General features: G+C 72.3%; 19 protein-coding genes and 1 riboswitch. Of the genes, 13 read left to right on the forward strand and 6 right to left on the reverse strand.

Going from position 1 to position 26,067, the window contains the following annotated elements:
• Positions 1 to 94 precede the first annotated feature (94 nt).
• The 3 genes from OO48_RS16830 (at position 95) to argF (ending at position 5,582) form a co-directional block, all read left to right on the forward strand.
• Positions 95 to 1,780, forward strand: a complete 1,686-nt coding sequence (locus OO48_RS16830) for a 3' terminal RNA ribose 2'-O-methyltransferase Hen1 (RefSeq protein WP_051732217.1) — start codon at positions 95 to 97, stop codon at positions 1,778 to 1,780.
• Positions 1,777 to 4,383, forward strand: a complete 2,607-nt coding sequence (locus OO48_RS16835) for a polynucleotide kinase-phosphatase (RefSeq protein ID WP_033216985.1) — start codon at positions 1,777 to 1,779, stop codon at positions 4,381 to 4,383. Before OO48_RS16830 ends, OO48_RS16835 begins: the two co-directional genes overlap by 4 nt.
• Positions 4,384 to 4,580: 197 nt before the next feature.
• Positions 4,581 to 5,582: an ornithine carbamoyltransferase gene (gene argF, locus OO48_RS16840; protein WP_033216986.1), complete on the forward strand. Its 1,002-nt coding sequence runs from the start codon at positions 4,581 to 4,583 to the stop codon at positions 5,580 to 5,582.
• 117 nt (positions 5,583 to 5,699) lie between these two features.
• On the opposite strand, the gene OO48_RS16845 is transcribed toward argF, so the two are convergent.
• The 4 genes from OO48_RS16845 to OO48_RS16860 form a co-directional block, all read right to left on the reverse strand.
• Positions 5,700 to 6,254 carry a hypothetical protein gene (locus OO48_RS16845; protein ID WP_051732218.1) on the reverse strand — a complete coding sequence of 185 codons (555 nt, stop codon included), beginning with the start codon at positions 6,252 to 6,254 and terminating at the stop codon, positions 5,700 to 5,702.
• Positions 6,255 to 6,419: 165 nt separating this feature from the next.
• Positions 6,420 to 6,824, reverse strand: coding sequence for a type II toxin-antitoxin system VapC family toxin (locus OO48_RS16850; RefSeq protein WP_033216987.1), 405 nt, complete (start codon positions 6,822 to 6,824; stop codon positions 6,420 to 6,422).
• Between the two features lie 98 nt (positions 6,825 to 6,922).
• Positions 6,923 to 7,780 (reverse strand): hypothetical protein, encoded by an 858-nt coding sequence (locus OO48_RS38370; protein ID WP_033216988.1) that lies wholly within the window; start codon positions 7,778 to 7,780, stop codon positions 6,923 to 6,925.
• Between the two features lie 120 nt (positions 7,781 to 7,900).
• Positions 7,901 to 8,422 carry a SigE family RNA polymerase sigma factor gene (locus OO48_RS16860; protein WP_051732219.1) on the reverse strand — a complete coding sequence of 174 codons (522 nt, stop codon included), beginning with the start codon at positions 8,420 to 8,422 and terminating at the stop codon, positions 7,901 to 7,903.
• A 363-nt stretch (positions 8,423 to 8,785) separates the two neighbouring features.
• On the opposite strand from OO48_RS16860, the gene acnA reads away from it, so the two are divergent.
• The 5 genes from acnA (at position 8,786) to OO48_RS16885 (ending at position 16,812) form a co-directional block, all read left to right on the forward strand.
• Complete coding sequence (gene acnA / locus OO48_RS16865) at positions 8,786 to 11,503, forward strand: aconitate hydratase AcnA (RefSeq protein ID WP_033216990.1); 2,718 nt, start codon at positions 8,786 to 8,788, stop codon at positions 11,501 to 11,503.
• A 168-nt stretch (positions 11,504 to 11,671) separates the two neighbouring features.
• The gene (locus OO48_RS16870; RefSeq protein ID WP_033216996.1) at positions 11,672 to 13,003 is read left to right on the forward strand and encodes a glycoside hydrolase family 18 protein; all 1,332 of its coding nucleotides are present in this window, start codon (positions 11,672 to 11,674) and stop codon (positions 13,001 to 13,003) included.
• A gap of 387 nt (positions 13,004 to 13,390) precedes the next feature.
• Positions 13,391 to 14,788, forward strand: a complete 1,398-nt coding sequence (gene ngcE / locus OO48_RS16875) for an N-acetylglucosamine/diacetylchitobiose ABC transporter substrate-binding protein (protein WP_033216998.1) — start codon at positions 13,391 to 13,393, stop codon at positions 14,786 to 14,788.
• Positions 14,789 to 14,915: 127 nt separating this feature from the next.
• Positions 14,916 to 15,848, forward strand: a complete 933-nt coding sequence (locus OO48_RS16880; protein ID WP_033217000.1) for a carbohydrate ABC transporter permease — start codon at positions 14,916 to 14,918, stop codon at positions 15,846 to 15,848.
• A 10-nt stretch (positions 15,849 to 15,858) separates the two neighbouring features.
• Positions 15,859 to 16,812 (forward strand): carbohydrate ABC transporter permease, encoded by a 954-nt coding sequence (locus OO48_RS16885; protein ID WP_033217007.1) that lies wholly within the window; start codon positions 15,859 to 15,861, stop codon positions 16,810 to 16,812.
• A gap of 61 nt (positions 16,813 to 16,873) precedes the next feature.
• Here the strand turns inward: OO48_RS16885 and pepN are convergent, their stop codons facing one another.
• Entirely contained in the window at positions 16,874 to 19,459 is a 2,586-nt protein-coding gene (gene pepN, locus OO48_RS16890) for an aminopeptidase N (protein ID WP_033217009.1), read from the reverse strand.
• Between the two features lie 185 nt (positions 19,460 to 19,644).
• On the opposite strand from pepN, the gene OO48_RS16895 reads away from it, so the two are divergent.
• On the forward strand, positions 19,645 to 20,280 hold the full coding sequence (locus tag OO48_RS16895) for a mycothiol-dependent nitroreductase Rv2466c family protein (RefSeq protein WP_033217011.1): 636 nt from the start codon (positions 19,645 to 19,647) through the stop codon (positions 20,278 to 20,280).
• A gap of 55 nt (positions 20,281 to 20,335) precedes the next feature.
• Here OO48_RS16895 and OO48_RS16900 read toward each other — a convergent pair whose 3' ends face one another.
• Positions 20,336 to 21,730 (reverse strand): amino acid permease, encoded by a 1,395-nt coding sequence (locus tag OO48_RS16900; RefSeq protein WP_033217014.1) that lies wholly within the window; start codon positions 21,728 to 21,730, stop codon positions 20,336 to 20,338.
• Between the two features lie 287 nt (positions 21,731 to 22,017).
• On the opposite strand from OO48_RS16900, the gene OO48_RS16905 reads away from it, so the two are divergent.
• From OO48_RS16905 to OO48_RS16920, 4 genes are all read left to right on the forward strand, one after another.
• On the forward strand, positions 22,018 to 22,614 hold the full coding sequence (locus tag OO48_RS16905; protein ID WP_033217016.1) for a biotin transporter BioY: 597 nt from the start codon (positions 22,018 to 22,020) through the stop codon (positions 22,612 to 22,614).
• A 71-nt stretch (positions 22,615 to 22,685) separates the two neighbouring features.
• On the forward strand, positions 22,686 to 23,171 hold the full coding sequence (locus OO48_RS16910) for a ribose-5-phosphate isomerase (protein WP_033217018.1): 486 nt from the start codon (positions 22,686 to 22,688) through the stop codon (positions 23,169 to 23,171).
• A 554-nt stretch (positions 23,172 to 23,725) separates the two neighbouring features.
• Complete coding sequence (locus tag OO48_RS16915) at positions 23,726 to 24,937, forward strand: PP2C family protein-serine/threonine phosphatase (protein WP_425338552.1); 1,212 nt, start codon at positions 23,726 to 23,728, stop codon at positions 24,935 to 24,937.
• A gap of 399 nt (positions 24,938 to 25,336) precedes the next feature.
• A complete protein-coding gene (locus OO48_RS16920) occupies positions 25,337 to 25,531 on the forward strand; it encodes a hypothetical protein (RefSeq protein ID WP_033217020.1) in 195 nt (64 codons plus the stop codon).
• Between the two features lie 381 nt (positions 25,532 to 25,912).
• Positions 25,913 to 26,066: riboswitch (cyclic di-AMP (ydaO/yuaA leader) on the forward strand.
• The last annotated feature ends 1 nt before the right edge of the window (position 26,067 follow it).

Here is a 26,067-nt window from a genome sequence, read left to right on the forward strand (position 1 = left end):
ACCGTAACCAATCGGGCCGATGGCTGACCAACACGCTCACCGGACGGACAAAACCTGGTGCTCACGGACGGCCCCGCCGGTCATACTCGGCCGGGTGTTCGTATCGATCTCCACTACCGGCACTGCCGAGGACCCCGCCTCCGACCTGGGCTTCCTGCTGCACAAGCACCCCGACAAGGTGCAGCGGTTCGACACCGCGCACGGCAGCGCGCACGTCTTCTACCCCGAGTCCGGCGAGCGGGCGTGCACCGCCGCGCTGCTGCTGGAGGTCGACCCCGCGGCGCTGCTCCGCCAGGGCCGAGGCAAGGGCCGCTCCGGCTCGCCCGACCTCGCGCTCGCCCAGTACGTCAACGACCGCCCGTACGCCGCCTCCTCGCTGCTCGCGGTGGCGCTGCGCACGGTCTACCGGTCCGCGATGAAGGGCGAGTGCGCCCACCGGCCCGAACTGCCCGGCCGGGCGCGGCCGCTGCGGATCGCGCTGCCCGCCGTCCCGGTGGCCGGCGGCGACGGCCCCGCCCTGGTGGAGCGGCTGTTCGCCCCGCTGGGCTGGCGGGTCGACGTACGGCCCGTCCCGTTGGACGAGTCCTTCCCCGAGTGGGGCGACTCCCGGTACGTGCGGCTCGAACTGACCGGCACCCTGCGGCTGGCCGACGCGCTGCAGCACCTGTACGTGCTGCTGCCCGTCCTCGACGGGGCCAAGCACTACTGGGTCGCCCCCGACGAGGTCGACAAGCTGCTCGCGGCCGGCCAGGGCTGGCTCGCCGACCATCCCGAACGCGCCCTGATCGTCCGCCGCTACCTCTCCCGCCGCTGGTCGCTGACCAGGCTCGCCACGGAACGCCTCGCCCTGGCCAGGCTGGCCGAGGCCGACGACCGCGAGGCCGAGGAGTTCGACAACGCCGTCCCGGACGTTCCGGAGAACCCGGACGCCGAGGGCACGCCGGGCGCCACGGATGCCACGGATGCCACGGATGCCACGGAGGAGGTGAACACCGCTGGACCGGCCGAGCGGGCTGCGGGCGCCGACGCGGCCGACGCGGTCGACGCCGCCCGGACCGGCGAGACCGACCGCGAGCGCGGGGGGCCGCTCGCCGCGCAGCGGCGGACGGCGATCCTGGCGGCGCTGGCCCGTACCGGCGCGGCCCGGGTGCTCGACCTGGGCTGCGGGCAGGGCGAGTTGGTGGGCGCGCTGCTCAAGGAGCCGCGGGTCACCGAGGTGCTCGGGGTGGACGTGTCCTCGCGGGCGCTGACGATCGCCGCCCGCCGGCTCCACCTGGACCGGCTGCCGGAGCGCCAGGCCCGCCGGGTCAAGCTGGTCCAGGGCGCGCTGACGTACACCGACGCCCGGCTGAAGGGCTACGACGCGGCGGTGCTGTGCGAGGTGATCGAGCACCTCGACCTGCCCCGGCTGCCCGCGCTCGAGTACGCGGTGTTCGGTGCGGCCCGGCCCGCGGCGGTCGTGGTGACCACCCCGAACGCCGAGTACAACGTGCGCTGGGAGACCCTGCCCGCCGGGCGGATGCGCCACGACGACCACCGCTTCGAGTGGAGCCGGGCCGAGTTCGCGGCCTGGACGCGGCGGGTCGCCGAGGCGTACGGGTACACCGTCGACCTCGAACCGGTCGGCCCGCTCGACCCCGAGGTCGGGGCGCCCACCCAGCTCGCCCACTTCCGCCTCGCCCCCGACGCCCCGGAGACCCACTCCGAGGCCCCGGCGGCCGTCGCGGCCGCCACCGTCCCGTCGAACGACCTCGCCCCGGAAGGGAGCGCCCACCGATGACCACCGAAACCCCGGAGCGGACCCCTGCCCGGGCCGGCCGCCGGCTGCCCGTCACCGACGTCTCGCTGGTGGTGCTGATCGGCAGCACCGGCTCCGGCAAGTCCAGCTTCGCCCGCAAGCACTTCAAGCCCACCGAGGTGGTCTCCTCCGACTTCTGCCGGGGCCTGGTCGCCGACGACGAGAACGACCAGGCCGCCTCCGCCGACGCCTTCGACGTGCTGCACTACATCGTCGGCAAGCGGCTCGCGGCGGGCCGGCTCACCGTGGTCGACGCCACCAACGTCCAGGACCACGCCCGCCGGGCGCTGGTCGCGATCGCCCGGGAGCACCACGTGCTGCCGATCGCCATCGTGCTGGACGTCCCGGCCGAGGTGTGCGCCGAACGCAACCGGCGCCGGCCGGACCGGCAACTGCCCGCGCACGTGATCCCCCGCCACCAGCGGGACCTGCGCCGCTCGCTGCGCGGGCTGGAGCGCGAGGGCTTCCGCAAGGTGCACGTGCTGCGCGGGGTCGAGGAGGTCGAGCACGCCGAGATCGTCCCGGAGAAGCGGTACAACGACCTGCGGCACCTGACCGGCCCGTTCGACGTCGTCGGCGACATCCACGGCTGCCGCTCCGAGCTGGAGACCCTGCTCGGCCGGCTCGGTTACGCGATCACCCGCGACGAGCGGGGCCGCGCCGTCGACGCCGCGCACCCCGAGGGCCGCACCGCGGTGTTCGTCGGCGACCTGGTCGACCGCGGCCCGGACACCCCGGGCGTGCTGCGCCTGGTGATGGGCATGGTCGAGGCCGGCCACGCCCTCTGCGTCCCCGGCAACCACGAGAACAAGCTGGGCCGCTGGATGGGCGGCCGCAAGGTCACCGTCTCGCACGGCCTGCAGGAGTCGATCGACCAGCTCTCCGCCGAGAGCGAGGAGTTCCGGGCCCGGGTGCGGGAGTTCATGCGCGGCCTGGTCAGCCACTACCTGCTGGACGGCGGCGCGCTGGTGGTCTGCCACGCCGGCCTGCCGGAGAAGTTCCACGGCCGCGCCTCCGGCCGGGTCCGCTCGCACGCGCTGTACGGCGACACCACCGGCGAGACCGACGAGTACGGCCTGCCGGTGCGCTACCCGTGGGCCGAGGAGTACCGCGGCCGCGCCCTGGTGGTCTACGGCCACACCCCGGTGCCGGTGGCGAGCTTCCTCAACAACACCATCTGCCTGGACACCGGCTGCGTGTTCGGCGGCAGCCTGACCGCGCTGCGCTACCCGGAGCGGGAGGTCGTCTCCGTCCCGGCCGAGCGGGAGTGGTACGAGCCGGTCCGCCCGATGCACACCGACGCGCCCGGCGGCCGCGAGGGCCGCCCGCTCGACCTGGCCGACGTGACCGGGCGCCGGGTGGTGGAGACCTCCCGGCTCGGCAACGTCGCCGTCCGGGAGGAGAACGCCGCCGCCGCGCTGGAGGTGATGAGCCGCTTCGCGCTCGACCCGCGGCTGCTCGCCTACCTGCCGCCGACCATGGCCCCCTCGCCGACCTCCCGGCGCGAGGGCCTGCTGGAGCACCCCGAGGAGGCGTTCCACGCCTACCGGCATGACGGGGTGCGGCAGGTGGTCTGCGAGGAGAAGCACATGGGCTCGCGGGCGGTCGTCCTGGTCGCCCGGGACGAGGCCGCCCTGGAGAAGCGCTTCGGCCTGCCCGGCCCCGGCGCGATCTGGACCAGGACCGGCCGCGCCTTCCTGAACGACGGCGCGCTCACCGAAGCGGTCCTCGACCGGCTCCGGGCCGCCGCCGAGCACACCGGCCTGTTCGACGAGCTCGACACCGGCTGGCTGCTGCTGGACGCCGAACTGATGCCCTGGTCGCTCAAGGCGGCCGAGCTGCTGCGCCGCCAGTACGCCGCCGTCGGCGCGGCCGCCGGGGCCGCCCTGCCCACCGCGCTCGACGCCCTCACCAGGGCCGCCGCCCGCGGGCTGGACGTGGCGGAGCTGGCGGAGCGCCAGCGGGAGCGGTCCGCCGACGCCCGGGCCTTCACCGAGGCGTACCGGCGCTACTGCTGGCCGACCGAGGGCCTCGACGGCATCCGGCTGGCCCCGTTCCAGCTGCTCGCCGCCGAGGGCGCCAACCTGGCGTTGCGCCCGCACACCGAGCACCTCGCCCTGATCGACCGGCTGGTGGACGCCGACCGGCGGCTCGCCGGGGAGGCGGGCGGCGCCGCGCCGGTGCTGCACCGCACCGGGCGGCTGCTGGTCGACACCGAGGACGAGTCCTCGGTCGCGGCCGCCGTCGCCTGGTGGGAGGAGCTGACCGCGGCCGGCGGCGAGGGCATGGTGGTCAAGCCGGTCGACCCGCTGCACCGGGACGGCTCCGGGCGGCTGGTCCAGCCCGGGCTGAAGGTCCGCGGCCGCGACTACCTGCGGATCATCTACGGCCCGGACTACACCCGGCGACTGGACGGCCTGCGCCAGCGCTCGCTCGGCCACAAGCGCTCGCTCGCCCTGCGCGAGCACGCGCTCGGCCTGGAGGCGCTGGACCGGCTGGCGGCCGACGAGCCGCTGTGGCGGGTGCACGAGGCGGTGTTCGCGGTGCTGGCCCTGGAGTCCGAGCCGGTGGACCCCCGGCTCTGACCGGTGGACCCCCTGCTCTGACCGGGCGGCGCCCCGGCGACTCCCGGCCGCGTTCCGGCCGCGTTCCGGTGGTTCCCGGGTGGCGCCCCGGCCGCGTAAGGCCGCGGCCGGGCGTCAGCCGACGAAGTGTTGCATGAATATTCGAATCCTCGTATACACTTCCCACTTCAGTCCGTTGACCGACCCAGGAGACCGGTATGGCGTTCAACCTCCGGAACAGGCACTTCCTCAAGGAGCTCGACTTCACTCCCCAGGAGTTCCGTCACCTGGTCGACCTGGCGGCCCAGCTGAAGGCCGCCAAGTACGCGGGCACCGAGCAGCCCCGGCTGCGCGGCAAGAACATCGCGCTGATCTTCGCCAAGACCTCCACCCGCACCCGCTGCGCCTTCGAGGTGGCCGCCCACGACCAGGGCGCCTCCACCACCTACCTGGACCCGGCCGGGTCGCAGATGGGGCACAAGGAGTCGATCAAGGACACCGCGCGGGTGCTGGGCCGGATGTTCGACGGCATCGAGTACCGCGGCGACGGGCAGGAGATCGTCGAGGAACTGGCCGCGCACGCGGGCGTCCCGGTCTGGAACGGCCTGACCGACGAGTGGCACCCCACCCAGCTGCTGGCCGACGTGCTCACCATCCAGGAGCACTCCGCCAAGCCGCTGAACGAGACCACCCTGGTCTACCTCGGCGACGCCCGCTTCAACATGGGCAACTCGGTGCTGGTCACCGGCGCGCTGCTGGGCATGGACATCCGGATCGTCGCCCCGGCCTCGCTCTGGCCGAGCGAGGAGGTCCGCAAGGCGGCCGATTCGCTGGCCGAGACCAGCGGCGCCCGGATCACCCTCACCGAGGACGTGGCGGCCGGCGTGGCCGGGGCGGACTTCCTCTACACCGACGTCTGGGTGTCGATGGGCGAGCCCAAGGAGGTCTGGGCCGAGCGGATCGCGCTGCTCAAGCCCTACCAGGTCTCGATGGACACGGTGCGCGCCACCGGCAACCCGGCGGTCAAGTTCCTGCACTGCCTGCCCGCGTTCCACGACCTCGGCACCGAGGTCGGCCGGCAGATGCACGAGCTCACCGGCATGTCGGAGCTGGAGTGCACCGACGAGCTGTTCGAGTCCGCGCACTCGGTGGTCTTCGACCAGGCCGAGAACCGGCTGCACACCATCAAGGCGGTGATGGTGGCGACCCTCGGGTCCTGACCGCCGCCCCGACACGCCCGAACGCCCGCCGGACGCACCAGCCCGGCGGGCGTTCCGGCGTTCCGGCGTTTCGGCGTTCCGGGGTCCCCACGCCCGGGCGCGCGGGCCCGGCGGGCCTCAGAAGTCGACGTCCACGCAGGCCGCCCGGTCGGCCGCGGCGTGCGGCCCGGCGGGGGTGCCCGCGTGCAGCACCAGCGAGTGCGCCTCGCCGGGCCGGAACTCCCACGGGACGGTCGCCGAGGCGGCCCCGCCCCCGTCCGGGCCGGTGCGCACCGTCATCCGCACCTCGGCGTCGGCCGCGTCCGACCCCGCCACCTGCTGGTAGTGCGGACCGGAGGCCGCCGGGTCGGAGCCGCAGTAGCCGGTGTGCACGTGCGCCGGGAACTCGTGCGGACCGGTCACCCCGGCGAGTTCCACCGTGACGGAGGTGTGCCCGGCCGCCCGGCCGACCGTGACCCGCACCTGCGAGCCGTACGGCACCAGGTCGGGCGCGTGGGTGATCGCCCGCGCCGGGACGAAGCCGTCCGCCCGGTCGAACCGGGCGTCCACCACCCGGTCGGCGCCCCGACCGGCGGGCCCGGTGGGGCCCGCCGGGCCCGGGGCGCCGGGCGGGCCGATCGGCAGCAGGGCGAGCGGCACCATCAGCGCACCGGCAGCGGAGGACAGGGGCATCGCGGACCTTCCGACGGACCGTCAGGGAACACCCGACACGGTGGCCGCCCCCGCACCGCCGCGCACGCCGCCGTGCCGCACCGCCGCCCGCAGTCACCCGTACGGGAACCGGGTTCGAACAGCGCTCTGACGGCACCCGGCCCGGCACTCCCGCCGGCGCGCGGGTCAGCCCGCCGCCGCGATGCCGCGGATCTCGCAGCGCGGCCCGCTGGCGCGCATCAGGCGCAGGTCGGCGGTGATCAGCGGGGCGCCGTAGCGTTCGGCGACCGCGACGTAGGCGGCGTCGTCCGGGGTCAGGTTGTCCTTGAGCTCCCAGATCCGGCCGAGCAGCGGGGCGACCTCCACCTTGCGGATGCTCAATCCGGGCAGTCGGCGGGTGAGTTCGGTGACCTCGTCGGCCGTCAGCTGCTTGGCGAGGTACAGGCCGCGCAGCGACTGCATCACCTCGATCACCACGTGTTCGGGCGCCACCCACTCGGGGTCGGCGGCCAGCGCGGCCCGGGCGGCGTCGCCCCGGGGCCCCCGGTCGGAGAGCGACAGCACCACCGCAGAAGCGTCCACCACGATCACCCGCTCACGGTAGCCCGCCCGCGTCCGTCGCCCCGCCACCGGGGTGCCCGCCCCCGCCCCGCCCGTGCGCTACCGGCCCGGGCCGGCCCACCCGCCCGCTACCGGCCCGGGCCGTCCCCCGTGCCGGTGGCGCCCGCCGGCCGGGTGAGGGTGGGCTCGGGGGACGCGGGCGGGGAGGCGGCGTGCGCGGCCGCCTTCTCCCGGGCCAGCGCCAGGGCCCGTTCCGAGTCGGGGAACAGGTTCTGGTGCAGGACCGCCGCGAGCTTGCCGACGACGGTCCGGTCGAGCGGCGGGGCGCCGCCCGTCAGGCCGGTGGACGTCACGACGATCCGGAGGCCGGTACGGTCCAGCAGGTCCGCCCGGTAGCCGAGGGGGCGGCCGTTCCCGGCGGGAAGGGTGACCGTCACGGAGTCGAAGTCCCCGGTGCCGCCGATGTCGCAGCTATCGGTGGCCGGGGGTTCGTCGCAGTCCGTGGGCGGGATCCCCAGGGAGCGGGGCGCGCGCTGGGCGAGCACCTCGACCGTTCCGGCGTCCGCCCCGGAGGCGTCGCGGAACCGGACCAGGACCGAGACCTCCGGCCCTTCCTCCGGCGAGCCGACGGTGCCCGCACCGTCGACCTCCGGCCCTTCCCCGGACAGCCCGGCCGGGGTGAGCTCCCGCACGAGTTCGAGCACGACGTCCCGGTTCGAGACGGGCGGGACGGCGGTGGGGACGGCCCCGGGGCCGGCGGCCGACACGGTGGCCGACGCGGCGGACGGGGGCGCGGCGGGGCGCAGCAGCAGCCCGCCGCCCACGGCCAGCACGGCGACGGCGGCGGTCGCCCCGGTGAACGCGAGCCTCCGCCGCAGCCGGATGCTCCGTCCCTCGGTGGTGGCCCCGGCGACCAGCAGGCCGAGGTCGGGCACGCTGTCGCCGACCGCCCGCACGAAGACGTCGCTCAGCTCCTGCTCGGGCATCGGGAGGTTTCTCGCTTTCTGACGGCCGCTACGAGCGCGGGACGGTGCGGAACGGGGCGGCGGTACCGGACGGAGCGGCACCGGACGGGGCGGTGCCCGGCCGAACGGGCGGGCGGCCGGTCACGGCACCAGGCTGTCCAGCTGCGGGGCGAGCCGGCGGCGCAGCTTGGTCAGGGCGCGCAGGGCGCGGACCCGGACGGTGCCGGGGGAGAGCTGGAGCTCGGCGGCGGTCTCGTCGACGCTCCGGTCCTCCCAGTAGCGCAGCACGAGCACCGCCCGGTCCTTGGGCGGCAGTTCGGCGAGCGCGGCGAGCAGGGCGACCCGCAGCGCGGGGTCGTGGTCGGGCGCGGCCTGCTCGGGGATGCTCTCGAGCACCGGCAGTTCGGTGCTGCGGCGCAGTCTGCGGTGCGAGAGGTAGCAGCGGACCAGCACGGTGCGGGCGTACGCGGCGGGGCTCTCGGCGTGCTTCACCCGGTTCCAGGAGGCGTAGATCCGGGCGAGGGCGGTCTGGGTGAGGTCCTCGGCGAGGTGCCAGTCGCCGCACAGCAGCAGCGCGGTGCGGAACAGCGCGGCGCCCCGGGCGTGCGCGAACTCCTCGAACTCGCGCTGCTCCTCGGCGGCCCTGCGCCGTCGCACCACCATCCGCGCTCCCGTCGTCGTGCGGCGTCCCCGTCACGGGGGCCGTGCACAGGCCCCGTGCCCAGGGCCCGTGCACGAGAGGCCCCGCACAAGGGACAGACGCGCGAGGGGGCCGGTTCCGTTGCGCCCCGGTCGTGCTCCGGGGGCGGGGAAGGTGCACCCTGGTGGGGCGAGCCGGTGGAGTACGGGCGGAGCCCATGCACTATGGTTTATCTCGACATCGAGATACATTCCGCGCTACGCTTTATCTTGACGTCAAGATACTTGCCGAGAGGCGCAGGCCTTCCATCATCGGCTCGGTAAGCGGCGGCAGTCAGGTTAGCTAAGGCTTACCTTATCACCGGGTGGACCAAGAAGGAGTCAGTCGTGTCCGCGAACAGCTTCGACGCCCGCAGCTCGCTGCAGGTGGGCGACGAGTCGTACGAGATCTTCAAGCTCTCCGCCGTCGAGGGTGCCGAGCGGCTGCCGTACAGCCTCAAGGTCCTGCTGGAGAACCTGCTCCGCACCGAGGACGGCGCCAACATCACCGCCGACCACATCCGCGCCCTCGGCGGCTGGGACCCGACGGCCGAGCCGTCCGAGGAGATCCAGTTCACCCCGGCGCGCGTGATCATGCAGGACTTCACCGGCGTTCCCTGCGTGGTCGACCTGGCCACCATGCGCGAGGCCGTGAAGGAGCTGGGCGGCGACCCGTCCAAGATCAACCCGCTGGCGCCGGCCGAGCTGGTCATCGACCACTCCGTCATCGCCGACAAGTTCGGCACCCCGGACGCCTTCGTCCAGAACGTCGAGATCGAGTACGGCCGCAACAAGGAGCGCTACCAGTTCCTGCGCTGGGGCCAGACCGCGTTCGACGAGTTCAAGGTCGTCCCGCCCGGCACCGGCATCGTCCACCAGGTCAACATCGAGCACCTGGCCCGCACCGTCATGGTCCGCAACGGCCAGGCGTACCCCGACACCTGCGTCGGCACCGACTCGCACACCACCATGGTCAACGGCCTGGGCGTGCTGGGCTGGGGCGTCGGCGGCATCGAGGCCGAGGCCGCGATGCTCGGCCAGCCGGTCTCGATGCTCATCCCGCGCGTGGTCGGCTTCAAGCTGAACGGCCAGCTCCCGGCCGGCACCACCGCCACCGACCTGGTGCTCACCATCACCGAGATGCTGCGCAAGCACGGTGTGGTCGGCAAGTTCGTCGAGTTCTACGGCGAGGGCGTCACCTCGATCCCGCTGGCCAACCGCGCCACCATCGGCAACATGTCGCCGGAGTTCGGCTCGACCTGCGCGATCTTCCCGATCGACGCCGAGACCATCAACTACCTCAAGCTCACCGGCCGCAACGAGCAGCAGCTCGCCCTGGTCGAGGCGTACGCCAAGGAGCAGGGCCTCTGGCACGACCCGTCGGTCGAGCCGGTCTACTCCGAGTACCTGGAGCTGGACGTCTCCACCGTCGTCCCGTCGATCTCCGGCCCGAAGCGCCCGCAGGACCGCGTGGTGCTGGCCGAGGCCGCCGAGCGCTTCCGCACCGCCGTGCGCGACTACATCAGCGTCGACGAGGCCGGCGAGGAGTCCTTCCCCGCCTCCGACGCCCCGGCGTCCAGCAACGGCATCCACCGGCCGTCCCTGGTCACCGCCCCCGACGGCTCGTCCTACGAGATCGACAACGGCGCGGTCGTGATCGCCTCGATCACCTCCTGCACCAACACCTCCAACCCCTCCGTCATGCTGGGCGCCGCCCTGCTGGCGAAGAAGGCCGTGGAGAAGGGCCTGCAGGTCAAGCCCTGGGTCAAGACCACCCTGGCGCCCGGCTCCAAGGTCGTCATGGACTACTACGAGAAGGCCGGCCTGCTCCCGTACATGGAGAAGCTGGGCTTCAACCTGGTCGGCTACGGCTGCGTCACCTGCATCGGCAACTCGGGCCCGCTGCCCGAGGAGGTGTCGAAGGCGGTCAACGACAACGACCTCGCCGTCGTCTCGGTGCTCTCCGGCAACCGCAACTTCGAGGGCCGGATCAACCCCGACGTCAAGATGAACTACCTGGCCTCCCCGCCGCTGGTGGTCGCCTACGCGATCGCGGGCAACATGGGCGTGGACATCACCAGGGACGCGCTGGGCAAGGACGCCGACGGCAACGACGTCTTCCTCGCCGACATCTGGCCGTCGGAGCAGGAGGTGGCCGAGGTGGTCGCCGGCTCCATCGACCAGGACATGTTCACCAAGGACTACGCGGACGTCTTCGCCGGCGACCACCGCTGGCAGTCGCTGCCCGTCCCGACCGGCGACACCTTCGAGTGGGACGCCGAGTCCACCTACGTCCGCAAGCCCCCGTACTTCGAGGGCATGGCCAAGACCCCGAGCCCGGTGACCGACATCGCCGGCGCCCGCGTGCTGGCCAAGCTGGGCGACTCGGTCACCACCGACCACATCTCCCCGGCCGGCAACATCAAGCCCGGCACCCCGGCGGCGCAGTACCTGACCGCCAACGGCGTGGAGAAGCGCGACTTCAACTCGTACGGCTCGCGCCGCGGCAACCACGAGGTGATGATCCGCGGCACCTTCGCCAACATCCGCCTGCGCAACCAGATCGCGCCGGGCACCGAGGGCGGCTACACCCGCGACTTCACCCAGGCCGACGCCCCGGTGTCGTTCATCTACGACGCCTCGCAGAACTACCAGGCCGCGGGCATCCCGCTGGTGGTCCTGGCGGGCAAGGAGTACGGCTCCGGTTCGTCCCGCGACTGGGCGGCCAAGGGCACCGCGCTGCTCGGCGTCAAGGCCGTCATCGCCGAGTCCTACGAGCGCATCCACCGCTCCAACCTGATCGGCATGGGCGTCCTGCCGCTGCAGTTCCCGGCCGGCCAGAACGCCGACTCGCTGGGCCTGACCGGCCAGGAGACCTTCGAGTTCACCGGGGTCACCGAGCTGAACGAGGGCCGCACCCCGAAGACCGTCAAGGTCAAGGCGGTCGGTCCGGCGGGCGAGACCGTCGAGTTCGACGCGGTGGTGCGCATCGACACCCCCGGCGAGGCGGACTACTACCGCAACGGCGGCATCCTGCAGTACGTGCTGCGCAGCCTCATCGGCTGATCCGAGCAGTGGCGGAAGGCCGCACCGACCCGTGAGGGGCGGTGCGGCCTTCGCCGTTCCCCGGCGCGGATCCTGCCGTTCCCCTTGTGCGGGCACCGCCGAGTGGACTAAACCTCTCCACAGCACATGGTCCATACCAATTGACGCTGAATCGGAGAGATTCACGGAATGACCAGACGCAGCTCCGCCGCGCTCCTCGTCGCGGCCACGCTCGGCGCCCTGCTCGTCCCCCCGGCCGCCGCGCAGGCGCACGGGGACGACGGCCGCGGCAGGAACCACCGGCTGGAGGGCCAGCGGGTCGGCTACTTCACCCAGTGGGGCATCTACAGCGGCTTCTCCGCCAAGAACGTCCAGGCCAGCGGCCAGGCGGGCAGGCTGACCGTGATCAACTACGCCTTCGGCAACGTCTCCGCCGACGGCACCTGCTTCGAGGCCAACGCGGCCGGGGTGGGCGACGCCTGGGCCGACTACCAGCGCCCGGTGGGCGCCGAGGAGTCGGTGGACGGCGTGGCGGACACCGCCGAACAACCGCTCAAGGGCAACTTCAACCAGATCCGCAAGCTGAAGGCGAAGAACCCGCAACTGCGCGCGGTCGTCTCGCTGGGCGGCTGGAGCTGGTCCAAGTACTTCTCGGACGCGGCGCTCACCGACGAGTCCCGGAAGAAGTTCGTCTCCTCCTGCATCGACCTGTACCTCAAGGGCGACCTGCCGCAGCTGGGCTCCGCCGAGGGCGGCGCGGGCGCCGGCGCCGGGGTGTTCGACGGCATCGACATCGACTGGGAGTACCCGGGCGGCGGCGGTGACGGGGGCAACGTGGTGCGCCCCGAGGACGGGAGGAACTACACCCTGCTGATGCAGGAGTTCCGCCGCCAGCTGGACGCGCTGTCCGGCAGGAAGGGCCCGCACTACCTGCTCACCGCGGCCGTCCCGGCCGGCGAGGCGAAGATCGACCAGCTGGAGGTCAAGAAGGTCGCCAGGTCGGTGGACTGGCTGAACCTGATGACCTACGACCTGCACGGCCCGTGGGAGGCCCAGGGGCCGACCAACCACGACGCCAACCTGTACACCGACAAGGCCGACGCCTCCGGGCTGAAGCTCAGCGTCGACCGGGTGGTGCGGACCTACCTGGACCGCGGCCTGCCCGCGAAGAAGGCCGTGGTGGGCGTCCCGTTCTACGGCTACGGCTGGACGGGCGTGCCGGCCGGCCCGAAGGAGAACGGCCTGTACCAGTCCGCCACCGGCCTGGCCCGGGGCGGGAACCTGCCGTACAACCAGATCAAGGACCTGCCGGGCACGGTCTTCACCGACCGCTCGCACGGCGCGACCTGGAAGTACGACGGCACCGAGTTCTGGACGTACGACACCCCGGACCTGCTGACCCGCAAGGCCCGGTACGTCGAGGAGAACGAGCTGGGCGGCGTGATGGCCTGGTCGCTCGACAACGACGACTCCCGGGGCACCCTGGTCGCCGCCCTGGACGAGGGCCTCCAGGGCCGCTGACCCGCTGACCCGCTGACCCCGGATCAGGGGCGGCTCCGCGCGCGGCTTCGCGCATCACGGTTCGAACACCGTGCTGCGCGAAGCTGCGCGTTTCCATGTTCAAACGAGCATCAACGCGCTAGATTCCGGTCCATACCTGGCGCGGACACGCAATAAGCAGGGTTCCTGCACATTGCACATGCTGCATCGCCGACAACAGTTCGACTGTCAGGTTTGTTATCAGACCCGCTGACTATTGCCGCTGGGTGGACAGTGGACTATACCTTTGCAGCATCATCACACCGCCTCTGACCGGCACCTTCGCCGCTGGGCACCTTTCGGGCCACGGGAGTTGACGCGCCGTCAGCTTCGGTCCACTTCTTCTGGAACTGAGGGGTTAGGGCACTCATGGGCTCTGCAACTGAGTACAACCGTCGCGACCTGTTCAAGCGCGCGGCCGCGATCACCGTCCTCGCGGCGGGCGGCACCTCGCTGCTCGCGGCCTGCGCCGGCGGTTCCGGCAGCGGTGACAGCAAGTCGGGCGCCTCCCCGACGCTCGGCAGCGACAACAAGAACCCGTTCGGCGTGAAGGCCAGTGACGCGCTGGACGTCGTGATCTTCAAGGGCGGCTACGGCGACGACTACGCCAAGGTCTTCGAGGACGCCTACAAGAAGGCGTACGCGGGCGCGAACGTCTCCCACCTGGGCACCCAGGAGATCAGCGGCAAGCTGCAGCCGCGCTTCAACGCCGGCAGCCCGCCGGACGTCTTCGACAACTCCGGTGCCCAGGCCATGAAGGCGGACGTCCTGGTCAGCGCCGGTCAGCTGACCGACCTGACGGTGCTGCTGGAGGCCCCGTACCTGGACGACCCGACCAAGAAGATCAAGGACGTCCTGCTCCCGGGCACCGTCGAGCAGGGCACCATCGACGGCAAGATGTACTCGCTGAACTACGTCTACACCGTGTTCGGCCTGTGGTACTCCGCCAAGCTCTTCAAGGACAAGGGCTGGACCCCGCCGAAGACCTGGGACGAGTTCATCACCCTCTGCGGCACCATCAAGGCCGCCGGCATCTCCCCCTTCGCGCACCAGGGCAAGTACCCCTACTACGCGAACTACGTCATCTTCAGCCTGATCGCCAAGCAGGGCGGCCTGGACCTGGTCAAGAAGATCAACGCCTGTGACACGGCGGCCTGGGACGACCCGGCGGTGCTGGCCGGCGTCAAGGCGTTCTACAAGATCATGGAGGGTGACTTCCTCCTCCCCGGCACCAACGGCATGACCCACACCGAGTCGCAGACCGCCTGGTGCCAGGGCAAGGCCGCCTTCATCCCGTCCGGCTCCTGGCTGGAGAACGAGATGCTGGCCTCCACCCCGGCCGACTTCGACATGGCCTTCCTGCCCATCCCGTCGCTGCCGAACGACAAGCTGCCCGCCACCGCCCTGTGGGCCGGCGCCGGCGAGCCGTTCATGGTGCCGAGCAAGGCCAAGAACAAGGCCGGCGGCCTCGAGTTCCTGCGCATGATGCTGACCAAGGACGGCTCCTCGAAGTTCGTGGCCACCGCGAACTCGCTCACCGTCCTGAAGGACGGCGTCAACGCGGACGTCCCGCTCAAGCCGGGCACCAAGTCCTCGGCCGCGGCGGTCAAGGCGGCCGGCGACGTCACCTTCAACTTCAGCTTCCAGGACCTGCAGACCGCGTTCGACGCCGAGGTCGAGAACGCCACCAACGAGCTGGTCAACAAGCGCATCACCCCGGAGGAGTGGGTGTCCCGCGGCAAGGCCGCGACCTCCAAGAAGGTCTGACGCCCCGGCAGGCCGACGGCCAGTCACCGCAGAGCCGGGGCCCGCGCGCGGGCCCCGGCCGTTCCACGCGATACCGCAGTTCCACGCCTGTCTGACCACAGGCTGTCGGCGGACAGGAGCAGCTCCCATGCGACACCGTAAAACACCTTTCATCTTCGGGTTCCTCGTGGTTCCCGTCGCGCTGTACATCCTCCTGGTCATCTGGCCCTACCTGCAGACCTTCGGTTACTCGCTGACCGACTGGTCCGGCGCCTCGTCCGAGATGAACTTCATCGGGCTGGACAACTACACCGCGCTGTTCAAGGACGGCGCCTTCCTCGGCGCGCTGCGGCACAACCTGCTGCTGCTGATCGTGCTGCCGCTGGCCACCATCCTGCTGGCGCTGTTCTTCGCCTTCATGCTCAACGTGGGCGGCAAGAGCGGCACCGGCGGCGTGCAGGGCGTGCGCGGCTCGGCCTTCTACAAGGTCGTCTTCTTCTTCCCGCAGGTGCTGTCGGTCGCCATCCTGTCGGTGCTGTTCCAGGGCGTGTACCGGACCGACAAGGGCGGTCTGCTCAACGGCGTCCTGATCGCGCTCGGCATCGTCGACGAGAACCACCCCTGGGACTTCGCTTCCAACCCGACCTTCGGCCTGTGGTGCGTCATGGGCGTGCTGATCTGGTCCGGCGTCGGCTTCTACCTGGTGCTGTTCTCGGCCGCCATGCAGAGCATCCCGAAGGACATCTACGAGGCGGCCCTGCTGGACGGCGCCCAGCGCGGCACCACCTTCTTCAAGATCACGCTGCCGCTGCTCTGGGAGAGCATCCAGACCGCCTGGGTCTACCTCGCGATCGCCGCGATGGACGCCTTCGCCCTGGTCTCCACCATGACCCCCGGCGCGTACTACGGCGGTGGTCCGGACCACCACAGCGAGATCATGGCGACCTTGCTGATGCGCAACTTCATCACCTACGGCAAGGCCGGTTACGCCTGCGCCATGGGTGTGGTGATCTTCTTCATCACCCTGGTCCTGTCCGTCGTCTCGCTCCGGGTCACCCGGCGCGAGAAGATCGAGTTCTGAGGTTCCCGGCATGAGCACCAACACCGACGCGACCACCGGCATCCCGGCCCAGCGCAGCGGCGGGACCGGCGAGCCGCGCAAGCCCGGCAGGGCGCAGCGCTTCGCCGACGGCGGGGGAGTCCTCAACGTCTTCTCGCACGGCTTCCTGGCCCTGTGGGCCGTACTGATCATCGTGCCGCTGATCTGGATCGTCATCGGCTCGTTCAAGAACAACACCGAGATCGGCGACAGCGCCTGGAGCTGGCCCTCGCACTGGAGCTTCGACGCCTTCACCCGCGCCTGGGACAAGGGCATCGGCGACTTCTTCGTCAGCACCGTGATCGTGCTGGCGGGCTCGCTCACGCTGACCATGCTGCTCGGCGCGATGGCCGCCTACGTGCTGGCCCGCTACGAGTTCCGCGGCAACCGGGTCATCTACTACTTCTTCGTGGCCGGCGCGATGTTCCCGGTCTACCTGGCGCTCGTCCCGCTGTTCTTCATGATGAAGAACCTCGGCTCGGTGATCCCGTGGCTCGGCCTGAACCAGTACGCCGGGCTGATCCTGGTGTACACGGCCTACTCGCTGCCGTTCACCGTGTTCTTCCTGCACTCGTTCTTCCGGTCGCTGCCCAGCGCCGTGCACGAGGCCGCGATGATCGACGGCTGCTCGCACAGCCGGGCGTTCTTCCAGGTCATGGTGCCGATGGCGAAGTCCGGCCTGATCAGCGTGTTCATCTTCAACGTGCTCGGCCAGTGGAACCAGTACCTGCTGCCGCTGACCCTGATGCAGCAGCAGAGCAGCGGTGACCCGGACCGCTCGATGCTCGCCCAGGGCCTGATGAACCTGGCCCAGCAGTCCGGCTACGCCAGCGACTTCCCCGGCCTGTTCGCCGGCATGACGATCGCGATGCTGCCGGTGCTGGTGGTGTACCTGTCCTTCCAGCGCCAGGTCCAGGCGGGCCTGACCTCGGCCACCCTGAAGTAGGCCGAACCGTCCGCGCGCGGGGCGGCTCCCTCTCCGGAAGAGGGAGCCGCCCCGCTCCGCGTCACCGGGCGTCGCACTCCTGGGCCCGCAGCGCCCGGGCCAGGTCGTCCCGGCACTCCAGCACCAGCCGGCGCAGCGCCGGGGCGGCGTCCGGGTGCCCGGCCAGCCAGGCGTCGGCGGCCGCCAGCGTCCCGGGGTCGGTCTGGTAGCGCGGGAAGAAGCCGCCGACGATCCGCATCGCGATCTCGATCGAGCGTTCCGCCCAGACCGACTCCAGCATCTCGAAGTACGGTTCGGCGTACGCGGCGGTCAACTCCCGCTGCCCGGCCCGGTTGAAGCCCGCGATCTGGGCCTCCACCAGGGCGTTGGGCAGCTCGTCGGAGTCGACCACCGAGGTCCAGGCGGCGGCCTTGGCGCCCGGGGTGGGCAGCGCGGCCAGGCACTGGGTCTGCTGGCGGCGGCCGCTGGCGGTGTTGTCGCGGGCCAGTTCGGCGGCCAGTTCCTCGGTGGTGGCCGCCCCGTGCGAGGCGAGCGCCAGCCAGAAGTTCCAGCGCAGCTCCTGGTCGACGGTCAGGCCGTCGATCCGGCCGGTGCCGTCGAGCAGTCCGCGCAGCAGTCGCAGGTGGTCGGCGCGCTCGGCGGTGTCGGCCAGGAACCGGGCCCAGGCCAGCTGGTGGTCGCTGCCGGGGGCGGCCTGCGACAGCTCGCGCAGCGCGCACTCGGCGAGCGCGGTGGCGTAATCGGCGCGCCGGGCCGGGTCGGCGTACACCGCCAGCGCGCCGCCCGCCTGCTGGTGCAGGGACTGCAGGACGCCGATGTCGGACTCCCGGCCGGCGAAGCGCAGCACCAGGTCGAGGTAGTCCCGGGTGGGCATCAGGCCGTCCCGGGTGAGGTTCCACACCGCGGACCAGGCCAGCGCCCGGGCCAGGCTCGGCCCGTCGGCGCCCGGGCCGTCGGCGAGGTCGCCGAGGCCGGTGCGCAGGGTCTCCAGCGAGTGCTCGTCGAAGCGGACCTTGCAGTACGTCAGGTCGTCGTCGTTGACCAGCACCAGCGCGGGCCGCGGCCGCCCGGCCGCCTCGGCGACCACGGTGCGCTCCCCGGCCGCGTCCAGCTCGTAGCGGTCGGTGCGCAGCAGCGCGCCGTCCTCGGCCCGGTCGTACAGGCCGACCGCGATCCGGTGCGGGCGCAGCGGCGCGCCGTCCTGGCGGATCGCCAGCTCGGTGATCCGGCCCTCGTCGTCGCAGACCACCTCGGGGGTCAGCGTGTTGACGCCGGAGGTCTGCAGCCAGGCGGCGGACCAGGCGCGCAGGTCGCGGCCGCTGGTCTCCTCCAGGGCGTCCAGCAGGTCGGTGAGGACGGTGTTCCCGAAGGCGTGCTTCCTGAAGTAGGCGCGCGCGCCCTCGAAGAAGGCGTCCCGGCCGACGTAGGCGACCAGCTGCTTGAGGACGGAGGCGCCCTTGGCGTAGGTGATGCCGTCGAAGTTGAGCTTGGCGTCCTCGAGGTCGCGGATGTCCGCGGTGATCGGGTGGGTGGTGGGGAACTGGTCCTGCCGGTACGCCCAGGCCTTGCGGCGGTTGGCGAAGGTGATCCAGGCGGAGCGGTAGCGGGTGCCCGCGCCGATCTGCGCGTAGGCGCCCATGAAGTCGGCGAAGGACTCCTTCAGCCACAGGTCGTCCCACCACTTCATGGTGACCAGGTCGCCGAACCACATGTGGGCCATCTCGTGCAGGATCACGTTGGCCCGGGACTCGTACGCGGCCTCGGTGACCTTCGAGCGGAAGACGAACTCCTCGCGGAAGGTCACGCAGCCCGGGTTCTCCATCGCGCCGATGTTGTACTCGGGGACGAAGCACTGGTCGTACTTGCCGAACGGGTACGGGTAGTCGAACTCCTGGTGGAAGAAGTCCAGGCCCTGCTTGGTGACGGTGAGGATCTCCTCGGCGTCGAAGTGGGGGGCGAGCGAGCGCCGGCAGGTGGCCGCCAGCGGGATCTCCAGCACGGTGCCGTCGGCGAGTTCGCGCGAGTAGTGGTCGCGCACCACGTGGTACGGGCCGGCCACCACGGCGGTCAGGTAGGTGGAGATCGGCCGGGTCGGGGCGAACTCCCAGGTGCGGGCGGCGCCTTCTCCGGTGACGCGCGCGGGCACCGCGTTGGCGTACACGTCCCAGGCGGCGGGGGCGGTCACGGTGAAGGTGAACGGGGCCTTCAGGTCCGGCTGTTCGAAGTTGGCGAAGACCCGGCGGGCGTCGGCCGGCTCGTAGTGGGTGTACAGGTAGGTCTCGCCGTCCACCGGGTCGACGAAGCGGTGCAGACCCTCGCCGGTGCGGCTGTAGGCGCACTCGGCGACCACGGTCAGCTCGTTGTGCGCGGCCAGCACCGGCAGCGCGATCCGGGTGCCGTCGAACACCTCGGCCGGGTCCAGCGCGAGGCCGTTCAGCTCGACCGAGAGCACCTCGGGGGCCAGCAGGTCGGCGAAGCTGCTCGCGCCCGGCTCGGCGCAGTCGAACGAGATCCGGGTGGTGGAACGGAAGGCGGGCCGGCCGGGGTCGGCCGCCGCACTGACGTCCAGGTGGACGCGGTAGCTCTCCACCCGGATGATCGCGGCCCGGTCGCGGGCCTCCTCACGGCTCAGGTTCTTGCCCGGCACGTCGGCACTCCTCTGTACGGAACACACGGTTTCGGAGTGTTCATGGCACCCCTTCGGGGGCATCCTTTCACGCCCGACCACCTGTGCCATTGCACTGGAGGAGGAATCATCCGGGCCGCTCCGGGGTTCCATCCCGAGGGGAAACCCCGACCGCTTCCGACCCGCCGACCCGAAGGGCGCCGTCAGTGACGACCGCAGACTCCCGCAAGATCGCCGACTTCTGGTTCGACCCGATCTGCCCGTGGGCCTGGATGACCTCCCGCTGGATGCTGGAGGTCGAGAAGCTCCGCCCGGTGGACACCCGCTGGCACGTGATGAGCCTGTCCGTCCTCAACGAGAACCGGGACGACCTGCCCGAGCGGTACCGCGAGATGCTGGCCGCCGGCTGGGGCCCGGTCCGGGTCCTGACCGCCGCCGCCCGGGCGCACGGCGAGAAGGTGCTCGGCCCGCTCTACACCGAGCTCGGCACCCGCTTCCACAACCAGGGCCTGCCCAACACCCGCGAGACCGTCGTGGCCGCGCTGCGCGCCGCGAACCTGCCCGAGGAGCTCGCCGACGCCGCCGACACCGACGCGTACGACGACGCGCTGCGCGCCTCGCACGCCGAGGGCATCGGCCTGGTCGGCGAGGACGTCGGCACCCCGGTGATCGCCGTCGACGGCCCGGACGGCAACCGCGTCGCCTTCTTCGGCCCGGTCGTCACCCCGACCCCGCGCGGCGAGGCCGCGGCCCGGCTGTGGGACGGCACGATCCTGGTCGCCTCCACCCCCGGCTTCTACGAGATCAAGCGCACCCGCACGGTGGGCCCGTCCTTCGAGTAGCCCCGCGCACGACGGAACCCCGCCCCCCGCACCGGGGGAGCGGGGTTCCCGCGCGTCAGGGCGCGACCGCCCGGCGGCCGCGCAGGTGCCCCGCCACCGCCAGCGCCAGCGTCAGCCCGGCCGTGAAGTACAGCTGGACGCGGTTGGCGGAGTCCAGCGTCATCAGCACCAGCACCGCCAGGATCGCGGCCAGCGCCAGGTGCGTCAGGTAGGGGAACGCCCACATCCGGACCGGTAGTTCGGCCGCCGACAGGTGGCGCCGCATCCGCAGCTGGGCGACGCAGATGAACGCCCAGACCACCAGGACCGCCGCGCCGACCATGTTCAGCAGCCAGGAGAACACCGTCTCCGGCCACCAGTACGAGAGCAGCACCGCCAGGAACCCGAACCCGCAGGAGGCCAGCACCGCGCGGCGCGGCACGCCCCCGGAGAGCCGGGACAGCGCGCGCGGGCCGTGGCCGCGGGCGATCAGCGAGTGGGCCATCCGCGAGGAGCCGTAGATGTTGGCGTTCATCGCGGACAGCAGCGCGATCAGCACCACCACGTTCATCAGCTGGGCCGCGCCCGGGATGCCCAGCGAGTCCAGCACGGCGACGTACGGGCCCGGCTTGACCACCTCCGGGTCGTCCCACGGCACCAGCGTGACGATCACCGCCATCGAACCGACGTAGAACAGCGCGATCCGCCACATCGCGGTGCGCACCGCGATCGCCACGCTGCGCCGCGGGTCCTCGGACTCGGCGGCGGCGATGGTGACCGTCTCCAGGCCGCCGTACGCGAACACCGAGGCGAGCAGGCCGGTGACCAGGCCGCTCGCGCCGTTCGGGAAGAAGCCGCCGTGGCCGGTGAGGTTGCCCGACCCCGGCGCGGGGACGTCGGGCAGGAGGCCGCAGACCGCCAGCACGCCGATCACCAGGAAGGCGCTGATGGCCAGCACCTTGATCGCGGCGAACCAGAACTCGAACTCGCCGAAGTTGCGGACGGCGGCCAGGTTGGTGAGGCAGAAGAACGCCATGAACACCGCCACCCAGGCCCAGGACGGCACGGCCGGCAGCCAGCCGGAGACGATGCCGGCCGCGCCGATCGCCTCCACCGCGACGCCCACGCACAGCAGCACCCAGAACAGCCAGCCCACGGTGAACCCGGCCCACGGCCCGATCTCCCGGTCGGCGTGCACCGAGAAGGAGCCGGAGGCGGGGCGGGCGGCGGACATCTCGCCGAGCATCCGCATCACCAGCATCACCAGCAGCCCGGAGGCGGCGAAGGCCAGCACCACGGCCGGCCCGGCCGCCGCGATCCCGGCCCCGGAGCCGACGAACAGCCCGGCGCCGATCACGCCGCCGAGCGCGATCATCGACAGGTGGCGCTGCTTGAGCCCGTGGGACAGGCCCGCGTCCTCGGTGGCCGGCTCCCGGACGGGTGCGGTCTCGGGGGTGGGGGTGCGGGTCATGCGGCGGATCCAGACTGTTCGACTGATTGGTCACGTTCGAGAAGGGTCTGTCCACTATTCGACAAGGGATCCGGTCCTCCCAAGCGGTACCGCCATCCGGACGCGAGCGTGACGCGAGGTGGCCGACCGGACGCCCACGGTGCGGATGAGGGCCCGGTCACAGGCCGGATCCGACAAGCCGGAGCGGTCGGCTTTTGTCACGCCCGACGCCGCGCGAAGCACCTGACAGCACGTAGGTTCACAGGTGATCACCCGCACCGGAGCCAACGGAAACCCAGGGAGCAGCCATGGCCATCGCCGCGCCGACACCGTCCACCGCCGTCCTCGCGGACCTGCTGCCGCAGGCCTCCACCCGGCTCGGTGCCCGCACCCGCGACCTCGCCCTGGTCGCCGGCGGCGCCGCGCTGACCGGCCTGGCCGCGCAGCTCTCGGTGCCCGTCCCCGGCTCCCCGGTGCCGGTGACCGGCCAGACCTTCGCCGCGCTGCTGGTCGGCACCGCGCTCGGCGCCCGCCGCGGCGCCGCCGCCCTCGGCCTCTACCTGGCCGCCGGCGCGGCTGGCCTGCCCTGGTTCGCTGAGGGCACCTCGGGCGCGGGCCTGGCCACCTTCGGCTACGTGATCGGCTTCGTGCTCGCCGCCGCGCTGACCGGCGCGCTGGCCCGCCGCGGCGCCGACCGCAGCCCGCTGGCGACCGCCGGCGCGATGGCCCTCGGCAGCCTGGCGATCTACGCCGTCGGCGTGCCCTACCTGGCCTACGCCCTGGACGTCCCGCTGGGCGAGGCCGCCCACCTCGGCCTGTACCCGTACCTGGTCGGCGACGCGCTCAAGGTGGCGCTCGCGACGGGCGCCCTGCCGCTGACCTGGAAGCTGGTCGGCCGCCGCTGACGGACGGTCACCGCCGCCGGGCCCGCGCCCCTGTCGGGGAGCGGGTCCGGCGGCATGTCACACTCGTGCCCATGCGCGTCTACCTTGGCTCCGACCACGCCGGATACGAACTGAAGAACCACCTCGTCGAGTGGCTGAAGGGGGCCGGCCACGAGCCGGTCGACTGCGGCCCGCACATCTACGACGCGGAGGACGACTACCCGCCGTTCTGCCTCCGGGCGGCCGAGCGCACCGCCGCCGACCCCGAGGCGCTGGGCGTGGTGATCGGCGGCTCCGGCAACGGCGAGGCGATCGCCGCCAACAAGGTCAAGGGCGTCCGGGCCGCCCTCGCCTGGAGCGAGCAGACCGCCGCCCTCGGCCGCGAACACAACAACGCCAACGTCATTTCGGTCGGCGGCCGGATGCACACCCTCGACGAGGCCACCAAGTTCGTCGAGATCTTCCTCAACACCGCCTACAGCGGCGAGGCCCGGCACACCCGCCGGATCGAGATGCTCTCCGAGTACGAGACCACCGGCGAACTCCCGCCGATCCCGGCCCACCACCCGCAGGGCTGAGCGACCCGGAGGGCGCCCCGGCGGGCGCCCTCCGCCGTCGCGGTCCGGAACCCGTGCGGCGCCCAGGGTTCCAGGCCCGAGCGGAACGCCGCCGAGGCCGGCTCCGACGCCCCCCGGCCGCGACTCCCGCACCCTGCCGCGCAGCACCGCCACCGGCGCCACCGCGCCGCTCTGCACCGCCGCCCGGAAGCCGGACGGCGTCGCCCCGCCCCCCGGTCGCCCGCCCTCGCGGACCGCCGGCGAACGCCCCGTCCCGATCGGCGACCGCCACAACTCCCTGACCCCGGGCGCCTCTTCGGCGCCGCCGAAGGCGACGTCGACCGTCCGGCAGCAGCTCTCCCGCTCCTCGGCGCGCAACTCCCGTACGGTCGGACCGGACTGTCCTGTCGTCATGCCGGCTCCCCATCAGGCGTCCCGCGACCCCCGCGATCCGGTCACCGGCCCGGCCCGGCACGTCCCCGGCGGCCGAAACCCGCCGGGCGCGCCACTTCCGTTGCACCCGGTGCCACCCGGCCCGTCGACGCGGGCACCGGCGGTGGATAAGGTCGGTCCCCATGGCCGGCAGCGCGCGTCCCAGTGCGACGGGCCGGGGCGGTCGACCGTCCCGCGAGCCCGTGACGGCCCGGCTGCGCGCGGCGCTGTACCGGGCCCGGCGCAGGCTGCGCCGCACCGGTGTCGACTACTTCCGCGGCGACGGCGCCGACTGGTGGGCGTTCGCCGCGCTCGCCCTGACCGTCCCGCTGCTGGTGCTGCTCAACGTCGTCGCCCCCGACTGGGCCCCGCCCACCGCCCTGGTCCTGCCGATCCTGGCCGGCGCGCTGCTGCTGCGCCCCGGCACCCTGGTGCTGCTGTACGCCGCCGCGGCCGGCGGCCTGATCACCGAGTCCGTGGTGCACACGGGCGAGCAGGTGGCCAGCGAGCGCCCCGAGGCGTACGCCCACGGCGTCACCCCCGGCGCCGCCCTGGTGGTCGGCGCGGTCGGCGTCGCCGGGCTGCTGGTCGCCCAGTTCCGCCGCCGGATCGGCGTGCCCTGGCGCGGCGGCTCCACCATGCTGTTCGACCTGCGCGAGCGGATCCGGGTGCAGGGCCGCGTCCCGGGGCTGCCCGACGGCTGGCACACCGACACCGCACTGCGCCCGGCCGGCGGCCAGTCCTTCTCCGGCGACTTCATGGTCGCCGCCCGCACCGGCCCCGGCGGCCGGGTGCTCGAAGTCGTCCTCGCCGACGTCTCCGGCAAGGGCATGGACGCCGGCAGCCGCGCCCTGCTGCTCTCCGGCGCCTTCGGCGGACTGCTCGGCTCGCTGCCCGCCCACGACTTCCTGCCCGCCGCCAACGGCTACCTGCTGCGCCAGGACTGGGCCGAGGGCTTCGCCACCGCCGTGCACCTGGTCCTCGACCTGGACACCGGCGAGTACGAACTCCTCTCGGCCGGCCACCTCCCCGGCATGCACCGCCTCGCCGGAGCCGGCCACTGGGAGGTCAAGGAGGCCGAGGGTCCGCTGCTCGGCGTCTACGACGACGCCAAGTTCGAAGGCGTGCGCGGTACTTTGGGCCCCGGCGACGTGCTGATGCTGTGCACCGACGGCATGGTGGAGATCCCCGGCCGGGACTTGGGCGAGGGCATGGACCGGCTGATGGGCGAGGCCGACCGGCTGGTCGCCACCATCCCGGTGGCCGGGCGCCCGGGGGCGGCGGTCCGGCTGATCGACAGCGTGGCCAAGCACGTCAACGACGACCGCGCGGTGCTGCTGGTCTGGCGCCGCTGAGCGCGGCGCGGGGGCGCGGAGGAGTGCGGAAAAGGTGAGCACGGAGTGTCTGCGGAGTGTCAAACCCGGGCGTTGATCTTCGGCCAATTCCGTTGGCATACCCGCTCCGTGGGCGGCTGCCCGGTCTGCCTGCCGCTTTGCCGCCCCCGCCGCGGCGGACCGCATCCCGCCGACGGTTCGTCAGGACCCGTCCGCTATCGTCACGGTCGGCGGAAATCAGCCCCAGCACGCGGGTTGGGGCCCCGGGCGACGGGGCAAGTCCTTTACGCACTCCGCACGAGCGACCACACTGAGTCCGGATGGAGTGGTGGGGACACGGGGGGCAGGGGCCGGTTTCCGCCTGGAGCCGTCGCCGGTTCCGACCCGAATCCCCGCCACGAATCGAGGAAGTGAGTCCCGGTGGCCTTCTCCGTCTCCGCACTGGTCCTGTTCGGCATCATCGTCGCCATCTTCATCCGCAACAAGCAGTTGAAGACGGGTCACGCGGTGATCGCCGCCCTGTTCGGCTTCATGCTCAGCCAGTCGACCATGGCCGGGCCGATCCAGCAGTTCCTCGAGTCGATCTCCAAGGCGATCTCCGGCATCGCGGGCTGACCCGCCCGCCCCCGCAGCGGTCGCCCCGCAGCGGTCGCCCGACGGACGGGAGACACCCCCGGGCCGTCCCAAAGTCCTGCCCCCGGGTGACCAGGGTCACCCGTTTCGTCACGCCAGGTCGTCGCCCGGGCGCGCACGGTGGCCGAAGTCGCCCACCGTACGCGGTTCGTAAGCGCACCGTCATGATCCCGTACGCGCACCGCAGCCCCGCGTGGGCACAGCGTGACCTGGCGGACCGTCAGCCCCCTCCCGAGCCCGGGACCGGGGCTTTTCGGCGCTTGCCAGCTTCGCGAGCCGTGGGTTTTGCTTCCTCCGCAGCCCGGACATCGGCCGGGCTGGCCGCCGAGCGGAACGCCTAGTCCTGCCGCCGCCCGGTGCCGACCAGACACCACGCCACGGCAGGAGCGGGGGAACCACAGGTAGTACGCCGGGCCCGGAACGCACGGGCACGGCTCGGGGTGAAGCCGCGGAGAACGCGGCCGGGCAACTCTCGCCCGAACCCGACAGCTCACCTCGCAGGCGTCGGAGAGGAACAG

The organism is Kitasatospora phosalacinea (assembly GCF_000716545.1).
Classification (GTDB): domain Bacteria; phylum Actinomycetota; class Actinomycetes; order Streptomycetales; family Streptomycetaceae; genus Kitasatospora; species Kitasatospora phosalacinea.